The organism is Streptomyces sp. NPDC107538 (assembly GCF_055657445.1).
Genome location: NZ_JBVKAY010000001.1, coordinates 1,062,972 through 1,079,057 on the forward strand (window position 1 = coordinate 1,062,972; position 16,086 = coordinate 1,079,057).

Genomic DNA, 16,086 nt, shown 5'->3' on the forward strand with positions numbered 1-16,086 from the left:
ACCCGCAGGACCTGTTGACAGGGTGCCTACCGACCCCGAGAATCAAATGAATTCAGTTCAGTTTGAGGGAAGTGAAGGAGAGAGCGGATGGCAGTCGAGGACGAGATCCAGTTCGAGCGGGACGGCCATGTGGCCCGTGTCTGGCTCAACCGGCCGCACAAGAAGAACTGTGTCACCGTGCCGATCCTGAACCGGCTGGACGAGATCATCACCGAGGTCGACGCCGACCCCGAGCTGCGCGTGCTGGTCCTGCGCGGGCGCGGCAACACCTTCTGCTCCGGGTTCGACCTGGACAGCCTCAAGGCCGACTTCATCGGCAGCTCCACCGCCATCGACGTCGCCGTGCTCTCGGCGAAGGTCTGCGACCGGCTCTACTCGATGCGGACCCCGTCGATCGCGGTGCTCGAAGGACATGTCACCGCGGGCGGGTTCGAGCTGATGATCTCCTGCGACTTCGCCATCGCCGCGGACGACGCCCTGATCGGCGACTTCCACATCCGCCGCGCCCTCTTCGGCGGCGCCGGACCGATCTACCGCGTCCCCCGCATGATCGGCGTCCGCAAGACCAAGGAGCTGATGCTCACCGGCAAGCTGCTCACCGGCGTCGAGGCCGCCGAGTTCGGCCTGATCAACGACTCGGCGCCGGCCGACAAACTCGACGCCACGGTCGAGGAGTTCGCCGGACAGCTCACGGACAAGAGCCCGTTCACCATGTGGATCACCAAGATGACCATCGACCGGAGCCTTGACGCCGACATCCAGTCCCTCATGGTCATGGAGCACCTCGCGGTCGGCGTCATGCTCAACTCCGAGGACGCGTCCGAAGGCGTCTCCGCCTTCCTGGAGAAGCGCGAGCCGAAGTGGAAGGGGCGCTGACGGCCGTGCCCGGCGCCCACCCGGCGTCGCGGTCCGTGCCCGAGCCGGCCTTGCGCGGCTCCCGCTGCGCGGCCTGTGCCGTGACCGTCCACCCGGCCGACCCCGGCTGCCCGAGGTGCGGAGGGCCCGCCGAGCCGGTGGTCCTCTCCACCACGGGCACCGTGTGGACCTGGACCGTGCAGCGGTACGCGCCCAAGTCGCCGCCGTACGTGCCGCCCGAGGACGGGTTCCGTCCGTTCGTGGTCGGCTACGTCGAACTCCCCGAGGGCGTACGGATCCTGGCGGTCCTGGACGGCGTACGCCCCGAGGAGATGAGGATCGACATGCCGGTCACCCTCACGGCGGGCGAGGGCGTCCCGCGTGCCCGGCCGGCGGCCCCGGGCAGTGTCCCGCGTGCCCGGCCGGCCGACCCGAAGAGCGTGGGTCGTGCCCGGTGGACCGGCCCGGAAGGAGCGCCGACGTGAGCGCCGAGGACATCCTGGTCTGCGGTGTCGGCATCACCCCCTTCGGCCGGTCGGCGGCCACGGGGAGGGACCTCGCGGTGGAGGCCGTGCACGCGGCGCTGGCCGACGCCGGACTGCCCTGGTCCCGGGTGCGGGCCGCGTTCGGCGGCAGTGACGCCGCCGGCAACGCCGACACCCTGGTCACCCGGCTCGGCCTCACCGGAGTGCCGTTCGTCAACGTCCGCAACGGCTGCGCCACGGGCGGCAGCGCCCTGGTGTCCGCCGTCAACGCGCTCCGCGCCGGCGCCGCCGACGTGGCGCTCGCCGTCGGCTTCGACAAGCACCCGCGCGGAGCGTTCGACCCGCGCCCCGCCGACTGGGGCCTCGACGAGGCGTACGGCGCCGACGGCCTCATGGTGACCACCCAGTTCTTCGCCCTGAAGATCCAGCGGTACATGCACGACCACGGCATCACCCCGCACACCCTCGCCCTGGTCGCCGAGAAGGCGTACGCCAACGGAGTCCGCAACCCCCACGCCTGGCGCCGCGAGCCCCTGACCGCCGACGAGATCCTGGCCTCCGGCATGGTCAACGACCCCCTGACCCGCTACATGTTCTGCTCACCCGGGCAGGGCGCGGTCGCCCTGGTGCTGTGCAACCGCGCGGCCGCCCGTGAACTGGGCGGTGCCGCCGCCCCGGTCACCCTCGGCGCGGCCGTCGTCCGCACCCGGCGGTTCGGCTCCTTCGAGGTGTTCAGCCCCTGGGCACCCGGCGGCACCCCGACCTCCGTCAGCACGGACGCGGCCCGCGCCGCCTTCGAGGAGGCCGGGACGGGCCCGGAGGACATCGACGTGTGCCAGCTCCAGGACACCGAGAGCGGCGCCGAGGTGATGCACATGGCCGAGTGCGGCTTCTGCGAGCACGGCGAGCAGAAGTGGCTGATCGCCTCGGGCGCGACCGCGATCGGCGGCGCGCTCCCCGTCAACACGGACGGCGGCTGCATCGCCAACGGCGAGCCCATCGGGGCCTCCGGGCTGCGCCAGGTCCACGAGATCGTCCAGCAACTGCGCGGCCGGGCGGGCGACCGCCAGGTACCGGGCGAACCACGAACCGGCTTCACCCATGTCTACGGAGCACCGGGCGTCAGCGCCTGCACCGTACTGACCCGCTGAACGGAAGGGAGGGGAGGTGAGGTGACCCAGGTGGCGCCGAGAGCCGTACCCGGGCCCGAGGAGTTCCGCACCGAGGCCCGCCGCTGGCTGGCGAAGGTGGCGGAGCGGCGGGGCCCCCGGGGGCGGGAGTGGGGTCACGGCGACGACTCCGTGGCCGTGTTCGAGAACTGGACCGAGGACGAGGAGCGTGCGCACACCGCACGCGTCCGCGCCTGGGAACGCCTCCGCCACGACCAGGGCTGGGGCGCCCTCGGCTGGCCCGAGGAGTACGGCGGACGCGAACTGCCCGCGTACTACGAGCAGTTGTACCGCGCCGAGGAGGCCGCCTTCGACGTACCCCGGCGCCCCGAGATCTTCCCCGTCACCCAACAGCTGGTCGCCCCCGCGATCCATGTCTGGGGCACCGAGGAGCAGAAGCGCCGCTGGCTGCGGCCCCTGCTCCGCACCGACGAACTCGCCTGCCAGCTCTTCTCCGAGACCGAGGCCGGCTCCGACCTGGCCGCCGTCCGCACCAAGGCGGCCCGCGACGGCGACGGCTGGGTGCTCAACGGGCACAAGGTCTGGACGTCCGGCGCCCGCGTCGCCACCTGGGGAGTCGCCGTCTGCCGCAGCGATCCCGACGCGCCCAAGCACGCCGGTATCACGGTCTTCCTGGTCCGGATGGATGCCCCCGGCGTCACCGTGCGCCCGATCCGGCAGATGACCGGCGGGTCCAGCTTCAACGAGGTCTACCTGGACGACGTCCGGGTCCCCGACACCGACCGGCTCGGCCCGGTCGGCGGGGGCTGGCGGGTGACGCTCACCGTCCTCGCCGCCGAACGGCTGGACTCCGGCACCCTCGGCCTGGACAACGCCGACCGCGCCCTCGACCTCGCCCGGCACCTGCCCCGGCCGCTCACCGGCGGCGAACAGCAGCAGGCCGCCGACCTCTACGTCCGCACCTTCGTCCAGCGGCTCATCGGACTGCGGGTCACGGCGGCCCTGGTCGCCGGCCGCGAGCCGGGCGCCGAGGCCTCCGTCGGCAAGCTCTACGCCACCGCGACCATGCGCGCCACCACCGACCTCGTCCAGCAACTGCTCGGCCCGCGCCTGGCCGCCGACACCGGGGAGTGGGGCACCTTCGCCTGGACCGAACACCTGCTCGGCGCCCCCGGCTACAGCATCGCGGGCGGCAGCGACGAGATCCAGCGCACCATCCTCGCGGAACGCGTGCTGGGCCTGCCCAGGGAGCCGAGGCCCGCGGAGCCCAGGCCCGCCGAGCCGCACACCAAGACGCCGAAGGAGGTGGCGAGTTGAGCACGCTCGCCGAGGTGACCGAACTCGCCGGACGGGTGCGCGAATGGCTCGCCGCACTCCACCCCGGCCAAGCGCTCGGCGCCCTGGAGACCCTGCCCGGCGGCCACTCGGGCCTCACCTACTCCGTCACCGCCGGCCCCCACGCGTACGTCGTCAAGGCCGTCCCTCCCGGGCAGCGGCCGGTCGGCCGGAACGACGTCCTGCGCCAGGCCCGCGCCCTGCGCGCCCTCACCGGCGCGGTCCCCGTACCGGCCGTCGTCGCCCTGGACGAACGCGAACCGGCCTGGTTCGCCATGGAGTTCGTGTCCGGCGAGGCGATCGAACCCGTCCTCGACGACCACCGGCTCGACCCCGCGCTCTGCCGGACGAGGATGCTGGCGCTGGCGGGCGTCCTGCGCGAGCTGCACCTGACCGAAGTGCCGGGCCTGGAGCGGTCGGACCCCCTCGACCCGGCCGCCGAACTCGACCGGTGGAGCCGTACCATGCGGGCCGTACCGCCCGAACTCCGGGTCGGCGCGGAGGAGTTGCTCGAACGCCTCGCCGCGAGCGTTCCCGCCGGCCTGCCGCCGGTCCTCACTCACGGCGACTTCCGGCTGGGCAACGCGCTCTGTGCGGGCGAGACCCCCGTGGCCGTCATCGACTGGGAGATCTGGGCCCACGGCGACCCCCGCACCGACCTCGGCTGGTTCCTGCTCTTCACCGACCACCGCCACTTCCCCCGGCTGGGCCACGAGATCCCCGGCCTGCCCACCGAGAACGAGCTGCTGGCCGCCTACCTCGACGGCCGCCCGGCCCCGCCCGCCCTCGACTGGTTCCGCGCCCTGGCCCGCACCAAGATGGCCGCGATCATGGGCCACAACCTGCGCCGCCACCGCGAGGGCAAGCACCACGACCCGGACCAGGAACGACTGCCCCCGACCATCGCGGCGATGATCCGCACCGCCCGGGACATCCTCGGCTGACGGAGAAGGAGCGACACCCGCATGGACTTCGAACTCTCCCCGAGAGCACGGGAACTGCGCACGCGCATGAGCGCGTTCATGGAGGAGTACGTCCTCCCGGCCGAAGCCGTCTACGACCGGCAGCTCGCCGCATCGGGCGAACCCCATCGACAGCCCGCCGTCATGCGGGAGTTGCAGGAGAAGGCCCGCGCCGAGGGCCTGTGGAACCTGTTCCTCGCGCACGGCGACTGGGGCGCCGGCCTGACCAACCTCGACTACGCCCCGCTCGCCGAGCTGGCCGGACGGTCCGTCATGGGCCCCGAGGTGTTCAACTGCTCCGCCCCCGACACCGGGAACATGGAACTGCTCGCCCTCTACGGCACCCCCGCCCAGCAGGAGCGCTGGCTGCGGCCCCTGCTGAGCGCCGACATCCGGTCCTGCTTCGCCATGACCGAGCCCGAGGTCGCCGGCTCCGACCCGCGCAACATCCGTACCCGTATCACCCGCGACGGCGACTCCTATGTCGTCAACGGCCACAAGTGGTACACCTCCGGCATCCTCGACCCCGACTGCGCGCTGATCGTCCTCATGGGGGTGACGGACCCGGACGCGGAGACCTACCGGCGGCAGAGCATGCTGCTGATCCCGCGCGACACGCCCGGCATCACCGTCCTGCGTGATCTGCCGATGTTCGGCTACACCGACCGCTGCGGCCACGGCGACGTGCTCCTCGAGGACGTCCGTGTCCCGGTCGGGAACCTCCTCGTGGGGGAGGGGGAGGGTTTCGCGCTCGCGCAGGGGCGGCTCGGCCCCGGCCGGATGCACTACGCCATGCGCGCCGTCGGTTTCGCCGAACGGGCGCTGGACCTGATGTGCCGCCGGACCCTCAGCCGGACCGCGTTCGGCGGCCCCCTCGCCGAGCAGGGTGTCGTCCGCGAATGGATCGCCCGCAGCCGCATCGAGATCGAACAGCTCCGGCTGCTGGTCCTCAAGTCGGCCTGGCTGATGGACACCCGGGGCAACGCCGCCGCCCGCACCGAGGTCGCCGCGATCAAGGTGGCGGCCCTGGAGGTGGCCCACCGGGTGGTGGACCGGGCCGTGCAGGCCCATGGCGCGGCCGGGGTCAGCGACGACACCGTACTGGCCCGGCTGTACGCGATCACCCGCGCGCTGCGGATCGCGGACGGGCCGGACGAGGTCCATCTGCGCACCGTCGCCCGGCGGGAACTCGCCAAGTACCGGAAGGAGCAGGCGTGAACGGACACACACCCCAGGCGCCGCACGCACCCCAGGCGCCCGGGGCCCTGCACGGCCGGGTCGCCGTGATCACCGGCGGCTCACGCGGTATCGGCCTCGGTATCGCCACCGCCTACCGGCAGGCGGGCGCCCATGTCGTGATCGCCGCCCGCAAACCGGACGGGCTCGCCGCCGCGCGCGAGGAACTGCTGCGGACCAAGGGCGACGGCGACGTCCACGAGGTCGTCGCCAACGCCGGGGAGCCCGACCAGGCCGAGCGGTGCGTCGAGGAGACCATGGCCCGCTTCGGCCGCCTCGACATCCTGGTCAACAACGCCGCCACCAACCCGTACATGGGCGACCTGCTCGACCTGGACATGCCGCGCGCGGAGAAGACCGTACGGGTCAACCAGTACGGGATGATCGCCTGGACCCGGTACGCGTGGCGGGCCTGGATGTCCGAGCACGGGGGAGCGGTGGTCAACATCGCCTCCGTCGGCGGCCTCGTCGTCGACCCCCACATCGGCTGGTACAACGCCACCAAGGCGGCGATGCTGCATATGACCCGGCAGCTCGCCTACGAACTCGGCCCCAGGGCGCGGGTGAACGCGATCGCGCCAGGCCTGATCAAGACCGAACTGGCCCGGGCCGTCTGGGAGCCGAGGGAGCCGATCCTCACCGCGAGACTCCCGCTGCGCAGACTGGGCACGGTCGAGGACGTGGCGCACGCGGCACTGTTCCTGGCGTCCGACGCCTCCTCCTGGATGACCGGGCAGACCCTGGTCCTGGACGGCGGCGCCACGGTCCTGCCCATCGGGGTGGACGCGTGACGGCCGACATCTTCTCCCTGCACGGCCGCACCGCCGTGGTCACCGGCGCGTCCTCGGGCCTCGGCGCCCGGTTCGCCACCGTGCTCGCCGAAGCGGGCGCCACCGTCTTCGCCGCGGCCCGACGCCTGGACCGGCTGAAGGAACTCGCCGACACCAACCCCCGCATCCACCCCGTCGCCTGCGACGTCGCCCGCGACGAGGACCGCGTACGGCTCGCCGAGACCGTGCTCGCCGCCGGCGGACGCATCGACGTACTGGTCAACAACGCGGGCGCGCCCGGCGCGGTACGGGCCGAGGACGAGGGCGCCGACGACTTCGCGGCGGTGCTCGCGGTCAACCTCGTCGCGCCGTTCCACCTGGCGCGGCTGATGGCCGAGTCCTCGAACGCCGGCCGCGGGTCGGTCGTGAACGTCTCTTCCGTCCTCGGCCTCGTCGCCGGCGCCCCGCTGGGCGGCGCCTCGTACGCCGCCTCGAAGGCGGGCCTGATCGGGCTCACCCGCGAACTCGCCGGACAGTGGGGACCGGCCGGGATACGGGTCAACGCGCTCGCCCCCGGCTGGTTCCGCTCGGAGATGACCGACGACCTGTTCGCGGACGACCGCTCACGGCGCTGGGTCGAACGGGGCACCATGCTCGGCAGGGGCGGCACACCGGGTGAACTCGACGGCGCGCTGCTCTTTCTCGCCTCGGACGCCTCCTCGTACTGCACCGGCCAGGTCCTCACCGTCGACGGCGGCTGGACGGCCCGATGAACGCCGTCACGGTCCGCGTCGACGGGACGGGCGTGGCGCGTGTCGAGCTGTGCCGCCCGGAGGCGGGCAACGCCATCGACCTGGCCCTGGCGACGGGACTCCTCGACGCCGCCAGGACCTGCGCCGAGGCGGACGGGGTGCGGGCGGTGCTGCTCACCGGACGGGGACGCTCCTTCTGCGTCGGGGGCGATCTGCGGGAGTTCGCCGAGCTGACCGGCGACCGGCTCGCCGCGCACCTCGGCCGGGTCACGGACGCGCTGCACGGCGCGCTGCGGGTGTTCGCCGCGCTGGACGCGCCGCTGGTGGCGGCCGTGCAGGGCGCCGCGGCGGGCGCCGGGCTCGGACTCGCGGCGGCGGCCGACCTGACGATCGCCGCCTCCGACGCCACGTTCGTCGCCGCCTACACCGGCATCGGGTACTCCCCGGACGCCGGGGTCAGCTGGTCGCTGCCACGGCTCGTCGGCCCGAAACGGGCCCTGGACCTGCTGCTGACCAACCGGCGGGTCACCGCGGCGGAGGCGGCCGGCATGGGGCTGGTCAGCAGGGTCGTCGACGCCGGCCGGCTGACCGAGGCGGCCGGGGAGACCGCGGCGGCGCTCGCCCGGGGCGCCACCGGGGCGTTCGGCGCCACCCGCAGACTCGTCGCGGCGGGACTCTCCACGGACCTCGACGCCCACCTGGACGCGGAGGCCCGTCACCTCGCCGACGCGGCGGTCTCGGCCGAGGGGCGTGCGGGTGTGGCGGCCTTCCTGGCCCGGCGGAGGCCGGACCACGGCGTTTCCCGTGTCACCTGACTTCGTAACCGAGTTCAGGTAGGTCTACCCTCAGACATCCGATCGGCGACCGGCGCCGGTCATGGAGCGCAGGGAGAGCCGATGGCGAGGGCGCGGATCGTGGATCCGGACCAGGGGCCCAGGTCCAAGCGGGCGGCCATTCTGGAGGCCGCGGTCGAGTACTTCGGCGAGACCGGCTACGAGACCACGAAATGGTCGGACGTGGCCGACCGGGTCGGCATCGGGCAGACCGCGCTCTACCACTACTTCGAGTCCAAGGCGCACTGCCTGCTCACCATCATGCGGCTGGAACTGCAGCGTTCCCACGACATGTTCACCGAGGCGGCGGCCGAGGAGGAGGACCCCGTCGAGGCCCTCCGGGCCGGGGTCCGCGCCGCCTTCGCGGTCTCCGAGCAGGAGATCCGGCAGATGCGGGTGCTCCAGGCCAACATGTCGCTGCTCGCCACGCCCCGGAAGTCCAAGCGCGAGGAGACCGAGCGGATCGCCGCCCGGCAACTGGTGCAGATGGTCGAGCGGGACTGGACGAACCTGCTGGTGCGCGGCATGGCGAAGGGCGCCTTCCCGGTGCGCGACGCCCATATGCTCGGCCTGTCCGTGCTCGGGACGATCGTCAGCGTGTGGCGGTGGTACCGGCCGACCGGGGCGATCCCGCTGTCGGAGATCAGCGACCTGATCGAGGGATGCGTGGTGCGGATGGTCGGCGAGTAGCGCGGCGACCGGGGAGTGCTCCGCCTCTTGTGTGGGCGGGGCACCCGTCCTATCCTCAAACTGAACTGAACTCAGGTTGAAAAATGGTGAGGGACACGGCAGGGAAAGGGCGCAGAGCATGTTGCTTCGCGAGTACATGGCCCGGATGGACGGTCAGGATCCGGAGAAGGCGCTGGAGTTGCTGGAGCCAGGGTTCCGCTTCCTGATGGCCCTGCCGGGCGGCGAGCGGACCGGTGAGTCGAAGGCCGACTTCGCCGCGTACATCGCCGGCCGGAACGCCGTGGACCGGGTGCACGAGATCGTGCGCTCCTCCGTGGACGGGGACCTGGAGACCGTCTACGGCTTCGTGGTCGAGCAGGGCACCACGACCGGGGCGTTCCTGTCGGCGGCCCTCGTCTCGCCCGCCGGTCTGATGGCGCGCTACCAGTCCTTCTTCACCCCCGCCTTCGACCTCGTCGACCGGCCCTGAACAGGAGGCCCAGCGGATGCCCGAGACCCAGACCCCGCCGTCCGCGCCCGCGCCGTTCCTGAGCGCGTGGTTCGCGCTCCTCGACAGCCCGGACGCGTCCCGGATCCTCGATCTGATCAGCGACGACTTCTCGTTCTCCATCCTCTTCTCCACCGGCGGCGACGGCGCGACCGACTTCCACGGCGGCCGGGCCGAGATGGAGGGCTACCTCGCACAGCGCGAGCAGGGCACCCGCACCCACCACCTGCTGACCGCCGGCGCCCACGGCCCCGACGAACTGTTCCTCGGCGAGGTCCGCCGCTCGGGCGAGCCCGAGGCGACCTTCGTGGCCTCGGCCCGGCTCGACCCCTCGGGCAAGGTCCGCCGCCTGCTCATCGGCCGGTCGCCCGCGGTGCTCTTCGCCTGACGCCCTTCGCCCGACGCTCCGCGTCTGACGCTCTTGGCCCGACCCACCCGCACTCACCCGGGAGACGGCATGTACAACCTCGTCCTGCTGGCCGCACGGCCGCCCGACTGGACCCATGAGCGGTTCATCGACTGGTGGCGTGGCGACCACGCCGAACTGGCCCGCCGGCTGCCCGGACTGCGGTCCTGGCGGCACACCGAGATCGACGCCGCGCTGGAACCGCGCTCCGAGGGCTGGGACGGCCTGTCGGTCCTCGGGTTCGACACCGCCGAGGACCTGCGCACGGCACTGGACAGCCCCGAGTGGGCGGCCTCCGTCGCCCAGGTCGGCGACATGCGGGGCCGCCGGATCGCCGTCATGGGCACCGAGCGGGAGATGTACGCGGGCTGACCGCCCCGACGAGCGAAAGGGCAGGGGCCGGATGCGACAGACCGTACGGGAGTTCCAACAGCTGGCGGAGGAACGCGACTTCACCGCCGTCATCGACGACCACGGCCACCACAGCGCGCGCGACCTCCTCGACTCCGCCGTCACCCTCGCGGAGGCGATGACCCCGGACGGCACGGCCGTCGGCACGGTCCTGGTGCAGGCCGACAACTCCTGGCGCACCGTCGCCGCCACCCTGGCCGTGGGCATGACCGGAGGGGTGCTCGCCGTGGTCAACCGGCACACCACGGCCGCCGAGTTCGCGTCGGCCCTCGCCGACATCCGGCCGGACGTCGTCGTCGCCGAGCCCGCCGCGCTGCGCGAGTGGCACGGACCGGGCATGCCGGCGGGCGGCAAGGCGGAGGCGCTCGGCGGCTGGACCGTGCTCTGCGACCGGACCCCGAGAGACGTCACCCGCTGGAACGGCGGTACGGTCATCGGCTTCACCTCCGGCTCCACCGGGCGCCCCAAGGGCGTCGTCCAGTCGGAGGCCGCCCTGCGCTACGCCTGCGCCCGCACCCGTGAGATCAACGGACTGCGCCCCGGTGACGCGGTGGCCGCGATCGTGCCGCTCTCCTCCACCGCCGCGTACTGCTTCGGCGTGTGCATGTCCCTCATGCTCACCGGACCGCTGGTGCTGACCGGCCGCTGGGACCCCGGCGCCGCCGTCGAACGGATGGCCGAGCACCACGCCCGGTGGACCATGTGCGTCCCGACGATGGCCCTGCAGATGGGCGCGGCGGCCGCGGGCTCCCGGGCCCTCGAAGGGGTTCGCTCGATCACGGTCGGCGGCGGCCCCATGGACCGGGGCGCGCTCGCCCGCGCCGAACGCTCCCTCGGCACCCGGATCCTGCGGGTCTTCGGCATGTCCGAATGCCTCGGCCACACCTCGCCGCACCCCGACGACCCCGAGGAGATCCGACTCGCCCGCGACGGCCGCCCCTTCCCCGGGACCGAGCTGAGATGCGTCGGCCCGGACGGGACCGTCCTCGGGCCGGGCGCGACCGGACGCGCGCAGGTGCGCGGCCCCTCCCTCTTCCTCGGCTACGCCCGCGACGGCGCCGTCGAGCCGCCCGCCCTCACCGCCGACGGCTTCCTGCCCACCGGCGACCTGCTCATGACCGCCGCCGACGGCACCGTCACCGTCATGGGCCGGGAGAAGGACGTCATCATCCGCGGCGGCCGCAACCTCGACATCACCGAGATCGAACGCGCCGTGGCCAGCCACCCCCGGGTGGCCCGCGTCTGCGTCGCCCCGCTCCCGGACCCCCTCCTCGGCGAACGCCCCGCCGTGCTCGTCGTCCCCGAGGACACCTCCGACGACCTCCCCCTCGACGAGATCACCGCCCACCTGGAACGCACCGGCCTGTCCAAGGCGAAGTGGCCCGAGTTCGCGTTCACCGTGCCCGAGCTGCCCCAGACCAGGGTCGGCAAGCTCGACCGAGGGGGCGCCCGGGACCTCGTACGCGACCTGTACGAGCGGCACTTGGGGACGCACCCCGCACAGCGACACATGGGAGACGTATGACCACCCGTTTCGACCGAGGACAGTGGGCGCGGAGCGGAGCCCAGACCGTACGGCCCGGAGTGCACCGCGTACCGCTGCCGCTGCCCGACGACGGGCTGCGGGCGGTCAACGTCTACGTCCTGGAGGAGGACGACGGGCTGGTGCTGATCGACGGCGGGTGGTCGATCCCCGAGTCCCGCAAGGCGCTGGAGGAGGCCCTCGCCGGCCTCGGCCACGACCTCGCCGAGATCACCCACGTCCTGGTCACCCACATCCACCGCGACCACTACACCCAGGCCGTGGAGCTGCGCCGTCTGCTCGGCTCCCGGGTCTACCTCGGCTCCGGCGAACGGCGCGGCCTGGAACTGCTCGGCGAACTCCGCACCGACCAGCCCGTCGGATCGCTGCGGACCCTGCGCCGGGCCGGCGCCCTGGAACTGGCCGACCGGATCGAGGCGATGGACCACGGCGGCTTCGACCCCGCCGTGTGGGAGGCGCCCGACCGCTGGCTGGAGGCGGAGGAACTGCGGTTCGGGGACCGCACCCTGCGGGTCGTACCCACCCCCGGGCACACCCGCGGTCATGTCGTCTACCTCGACGAGGCACGGGGGCTGCTGTTCTCCGGGGACCATGTGCTGCCGCACATCACCCCGTCCATCGGCTTCGAACTGGGCGACGGCCCCGGGCTGCCGCTGGGCGACTACCTCGCCTCGCTGCGGCTCATGACCACCCTCGCCGACGCCCAGCTGCTCCCCGCGCACGGGCCCGTCGGCGACAGCGTCCACGGCAGGGTCGCGGAACTCCTGGCCCACCACGACGACCGGCTCGGCGAGACCCTCGCGGTCCTCGGCACCCGGTCCCTCGACGCCCACGCCGTGGCACGGGAGCTGGGCTGGACCCGGCGGCAGGTCCCCTTCGACGACCTGAACCCCTTCAACCAGATGCTCGCCGTCAACGAGACCGCCGCCCACCTGGACGTCCTCGTGGCCCGCGGCCGGGCCCACCTCGCCTCGGTGGACGGTGTGCACCGGTACACACGGTGTGACTCCGGCGCCGGCGACGACACGGGCACGTCGGCGGGCGGGCGCCTCAGCGGGCCGTCCAGCCCCCGTCGACGTACAGCTCCGAACCGGTCATGAAGCCCGCGTCGTCCGAGGCGAGGAACGCCACGGCGGCGGCCACCTCCTCGGTCCGGCCCAGCCGGCCGAGCGGGGTGCCCTCGATCATCGCGGCCAGCCGGGGGGTGCCCTTCCACAGCTCGCGCGAGAGGGGCGTCTCGATGAAGCCCGGGTGCAGCGAGTTGACCCGCACCCCGCGCGCGCCCCAGTGCAGCGCGGCGTTCTTCGTCATCAGCCGTACGGCGCCCTTGGCCGCGTGGTACGAGAACTGGGCGCCGAAGCCGCCGACCGTGCCGAAGATCGAGGCGACGTTGACGACGGAGCCGCCGCCGGAGCGCTCGATGGCCGGGCCACCGTGCTTCATCCCGAGCCACACACCGGTCTGCGTCACCCCGATCACCCGGTCCCAGCCCTCCCGGTTCTCGGTCTCCACCGTGGCCATCGTCGCGATCCCCGCGTTGTTGACCAGCACCGACAGACCGCCCAGCCGGTCGCTCACCTCGGCGACGACCGTCTCCCAGGCCGTCTCGTCGGTGACGTCCAGGGCCAACCCCAGGGCGCCGCCGGGCAGTTCCCCGGCGAGTTTCGCGCACCGCTCGCCGTCGAGGTCGGTGACCACGACGGTCGCGCCCTCGTCCGCCAGCCGCCGTACGATCGCCTCGCCGATGCCTCCGGTGGCACCGGTCACCAGCGCCACCTTCTCCGAGAGCCGCATCGTCACTCCCGCACCTCCTTCTCTCGTCTCAGACACGTGGCGGGTCGACGGACAAACCCGACCGCAGCAGTTCCGGGACCGCCGACCCGACCCGGTCGAAGCCCGGTCCGACGGTGCTCCCGGCGCGATGGCGGGCGTGGATGCCCTCCGCGATGACCGCCAGCTTGAAGTAGCCGAGGGCCCGGTGGAACGGCAGCGCGGAGACGTCCTGGCCGGAGCGCTCCGCGTACCGCTCGGTCAGCTCCCGTGGGGAGAGGAACCCCGGGTTGGCGGTCGGGACATGTCCGTCGCCGAGGACCGGCTCGCACACCGGGTCCCAGTAGACGAGCAGCAGACCGAGGTCGGCGAGCGGATCGCCCAGCGCGGCCATCTCCCAGTCGACGATCGCGGCGATCCGCCCCGGGTCGCCGACGTCGAGGATCACGTTGTCGAGCCGGAAGTCCCCGTGCAGGACCGCCGGTTCGCCGCCGTCGTCCCGCGTCACGGCCAACCTGTTCGTCAACTTTCCGTACAGCGCGTCCAGTTCGGGCAGCTCGCGGGTGGCGACCCGGTCCCACTGGCCGCGCCACCGCCGCACCTGCCGTGCCACGTACCCGGCCGGGCGCCCGAATCCGCTCAGCCCGACCTCGTAAGGGTCGAGCGCGTGCAGGGCCGCCAACTGGTCGACCAGCGCCAGGGAGCATCGCCGGGCGTCCTCGGCGGGGAGCCGGGCGGCCTGTTCGGCGTCCCGCAGCACTGGGCCCTCGACGAAGGAGACGAGGGTGAAGGGCGCGCCGATCACCGACGCGTCGGCGCAGGACACCACGGTCCGGGGCACCGGGACGTCCGTCGCGGCGAGCGCGGCCATGACCCGGTACTCACGGTCCATGTCGTGCGCGGTCGGGGTGAGCGTGCCGAGCGGCGGCCGGCGCAGCACCCAGCGGTGTGTGCCGTCGGTCACGAGGTAGGTGAGATTGGACCGCCCGCCGAGCAGCGGGCGGACGTCCAGCGGACCGGTCCGGCCGGGAACCTCGCGTGCGACGAAGCGCTGGAGCGCGGGCAGGTCCACCCCGGCCACGGTGGCGTCGCCCGGGGCCGTCATCCCGCACCCCCGGGCACGGGTGCGACGGCCTCGCGCCCCTGCTCCCCATGCCCACTTCCCGGATCCGCCTGCCCACTCCTCAGATCCACGAGTCCCCGCCCCTGGTCCGCCTGCCCGCGCTCCCGCGTCGCCCGGACCGCGCGTTTGGCGATGGCCCAGCGGTGGGTCTCCGAGGGCCCGTCGTAGATCCGGAACGGGCGGACCTCCCGGTAGAGCGAGGCCAGCGGGATGTCCTCCGAGATGCCGAGGGCCCCGCAGATCTGGACGGCGCGGTCCACGACCCGGCCCACGGCCTCCGACACGAAGGTCTTCGCGATCGAGGTCAGCTGGGCGCCCGGCCCGCCCTGGTCGAGTTCCCAGCAGGCCCGCCAGAGCACCGCCCGGCTCGTCTCGATGTCGATCTCCGAGTCCGCCAACTGCTGCTGCACCATGCCGAGTTCGGCCAGCCGCCCGCCGAAGGCCCGGCGCCGGGAGGCCCGGTCGAGGGCGATGTCCTGCGCCCGGCGGGCCACCCCGAGCCAGCGCATGCAGTGGGTCAGCCGCGCGGGGCCGAGCCACACCTGCGCGTATTCGAAGCCCCGGTGGACCTCGCCGAGCACCGTGTCGTCGGGCACCTCGCAGCCGTCGAGGACGAGTTCGCTGTGTCCGCCGAACAGGGCCCGGTCGAGGGTGCCGATGTTCCTGACCGTCGTCATCCCGGGGTTCTCGGCATCGATCAGGAACATGGTCGCCCCGCCCGGGTCCCCGGGTTCGCCGCCCGTGCGCGCCATACAGATGGTGAACGCGGCCCCGTCCGCCCCGCTGATGAACCACTTGCGGCCGTCGATCCGCCAGCCGCCCGGGACCCGGACCGCCGTCGTGGCCAGCGCCCGCGGATCGGAGCCGGCCCCGGGGGAGGGCTCCGTCATCGCGAAACACGACCGCGTCTCCCCGGCCGCCAGCGGCGCCAGGAACCGGGCCTTCTGCGCCTCGGTGGCCACGGCTTCGAGCAGATGCGTATTGCCCTCGTCCGGCGCCGCGCAGTTGAGGGCGAGCGGGCCGAGCAGCGAGTACCCGGCGGCCTCGAAGACGACCGCCTGGCCGCGCAGATCCAGCCCCAGCCCGCCCCACCGCTCCGGCACATGCGGGGCGAACACCCCGGCCGACCGCGCCGCCTCCTGCAACGCGCGCCTCAGCGGCTCCGGACCCGCGTGCACATCACCGCGGCACTCCTCCTCGACAGGCAGCACGCTCTCCCGGACGAACGCGGTGGTCCGCCGCGCGAGGTCGGCGACTTCCGGATCGATGGCGAACTCGATGGCCATACGGCCCCTCTC

18 protein-coding genes are annotated in these 16,086 nt (G+C 73.1%); 15 read left to right on the forward strand and 3 right to left on the reverse strand.

Annotation, left to right across the window (positions count from 1 at the left end; translation table 11 throughout):
* Window positions 1-87: 87 nt before the first annotated feature.
* The 15 genes from ACZ7MG_RS04675 (at window position 88) to ACZ7MG_RS04745 (ending at window position 12,995) form a co-directional block, all read left to right on the forward strand.
* Window positions 88-876, forward strand: coding sequence for an enoyl-CoA hydratase/isomerase family protein (locus ACZ7MG_RS04675; protein WP_471392586.1), 789 nt, complete (start codon window positions 88-90; stop codon window positions 874-876).
* Window positions 861-1,340, forward strand: a complete 480-nt coding sequence (locus ACZ7MG_RS04680; protein WP_471392588.1) for a Zn-ribbon domain-containing OB-fold protein — start codon at window positions 861-863, stop codon at window positions 1,338-1,340. The genes ACZ7MG_RS04675 and ACZ7MG_RS04680 overlap by 16 nt, the downstream gene beginning before the upstream one ends.
* Window positions 1,337-2,491: a thiolase family protein gene (locus ACZ7MG_RS04685; RefSeq protein WP_471392591.1), complete on the forward strand. Its 1,155-nt coding sequence runs from the start codon at window positions 1,337-1,339 to the stop codon at window positions 2,489-2,491. The genes ACZ7MG_RS04680 and ACZ7MG_RS04685 overlap by 4 nt, the downstream gene beginning before the upstream one ends.
* Window positions 2,492-2,512: 21 nt before the next feature.
* Window positions 2,513-3,787: an acyl-CoA dehydrogenase family protein gene (locus ACZ7MG_RS04690; protein WP_471392594.1), complete on the forward strand. Its 1,275-nt coding sequence runs from the start codon at window positions 2,513-2,515 to the stop codon at window positions 3,785-3,787.
* Window positions 3,784-4,749 carry a phosphotransferase family protein gene (locus ACZ7MG_RS04695; RefSeq protein WP_471392597.1) on the forward strand — a complete coding sequence of 322 codons (966 nt, stop codon included), beginning with the start codon at window positions 3,784-3,786 and terminating at the stop codon, window positions 4,747-4,749. Before ACZ7MG_RS04690 ends, ACZ7MG_RS04695 begins: the two co-directional genes overlap by 4 nt.
* Window positions 4,750-4,770: 21 nt before the next feature.
* Entirely contained in the window at window positions 4,771-5,985 is a 1,215-nt protein-coding gene (locus ACZ7MG_RS04700; protein ID WP_471392600.1) for an acyl-CoA dehydrogenase family protein, read from the forward strand.
* Entirely contained in the window at window positions 5,982-6,794 is an 813-nt protein-coding gene (locus ACZ7MG_RS04705) for an SDR family oxidoreductase (RefSeq protein WP_471392602.1), read from the forward strand. The genes ACZ7MG_RS04700 and ACZ7MG_RS04705 overlap by 4 nt, the downstream gene beginning before the upstream one ends.
* Entirely contained in the window at window positions 6,791-7,546 is a 756-nt protein-coding gene (locus ACZ7MG_RS04710; protein ID WP_471392605.1) for an SDR family NAD(P)-dependent oxidoreductase, read from the forward strand. Before ACZ7MG_RS04705 ends, ACZ7MG_RS04710 begins: the two co-directional genes overlap by 4 nt.
* Window positions 7,543-8,340 (forward strand): enoyl-CoA hydratase/isomerase family protein, encoded by a 798-nt coding sequence (locus tag ACZ7MG_RS04715; RefSeq protein ID WP_471392608.1) that lies wholly within the window; start codon window positions 7,543-7,545, stop codon window positions 8,338-8,340. Before ACZ7MG_RS04710 ends, ACZ7MG_RS04715 begins: the two co-directional genes overlap by 4 nt.
* 81 nt (window positions 8,341-8,421) lie before the next feature.
* Window positions 8,422-9,048, forward strand: coding sequence for a TetR/AcrR family transcriptional regulator (locus tag ACZ7MG_RS04720; protein ID WP_471392610.1), 627 nt, complete (start codon window positions 8,422-8,424; stop codon window positions 9,046-9,048).
* Between the two features lie 118 nt (window positions 9,049-9,166).
* On the forward strand, window positions 9,167-9,517 hold the full coding sequence (locus ACZ7MG_RS04725; protein WP_471392613.1) for a nuclear transport factor 2 family protein: 351 nt from the start codon (window positions 9,167-9,169) through the stop codon (window positions 9,515-9,517).
* A gap of 16 nt (window positions 9,518-9,533) precedes the next feature.
* Complete coding sequence (locus tag ACZ7MG_RS04730) at window positions 9,534-9,923, forward strand: hypothetical protein (RefSeq protein WP_471392616.1); 390 nt, start codon at window positions 9,534-9,536, stop codon at window positions 9,921-9,923.
* 69 nt (window positions 9,924-9,992) lie between these two features.
* Complete coding sequence (locus tag ACZ7MG_RS04735) at window positions 9,993-10,313, forward strand: EthD family reductase (RefSeq protein ID WP_471392619.1); 321 nt, start codon at window positions 9,993-9,995, stop codon at window positions 10,311-10,313.
* A 31-nt stretch (window positions 10,314-10,344) separates the two neighbouring features.
* Window positions 10,345-11,877, forward strand: a complete 1,533-nt coding sequence (locus ACZ7MG_RS04740) for a class I adenylate-forming enzyme family protein (RefSeq protein ID WP_471392622.1) — start codon at window positions 10,345-10,347, stop codon at window positions 11,875-11,877.
* The gene (locus ACZ7MG_RS04745; protein ID WP_471392625.1) at window positions 11,874-12,995 is read left to right on the forward strand and encodes an MBL fold metallo-hydrolase; all 1,122 of its coding nucleotides are present in this window, start codon (window positions 11,874-11,876) and stop codon (window positions 12,993-12,995) included. Before ACZ7MG_RS04740 ends, ACZ7MG_RS04745 begins: the two co-directional genes overlap by 4 nt.
* Here the strand turns inward: ACZ7MG_RS04745 and ACZ7MG_RS04750 are convergent.
* From ACZ7MG_RS04750 to ACZ7MG_RS04760, 3 genes are read right to left on the reverse strand one after another with little or no spacing between them, the layout of a single operon-like run.
* On the reverse strand, window positions 12,946-13,695 hold the full coding sequence (locus ACZ7MG_RS04750; RefSeq protein ID WP_471392628.1) for an SDR family NAD(P)-dependent oxidoreductase: 750 nt from the start codon (window positions 13,693-13,695) through the stop codon (window positions 12,946-12,948). The genes ACZ7MG_RS04745 and ACZ7MG_RS04750 overlap by 50 nt on opposite strands.
* 22 nt (window positions 13,696-13,717) lie before the next feature.
* Entirely contained in the window at window positions 13,718-14,770 is a 1,053-nt protein-coding gene (locus tag ACZ7MG_RS04755) for a phosphotransferase family protein (RefSeq protein WP_471392631.1), read from the reverse strand.
* Window positions 14,767-16,074: an acyl-CoA dehydrogenase family protein gene (locus ACZ7MG_RS04760; protein WP_471392634.1), complete on the reverse strand. Its 1,308-nt coding sequence runs from the start codon at window positions 16,072-16,074 to the stop codon at window positions 14,767-14,769. The genes ACZ7MG_RS04755 and ACZ7MG_RS04760 overlap by 4 nt, the downstream gene beginning before the upstream one ends.
* Window positions 16,075-16,086: the final 12 nt, after the last annotated feature.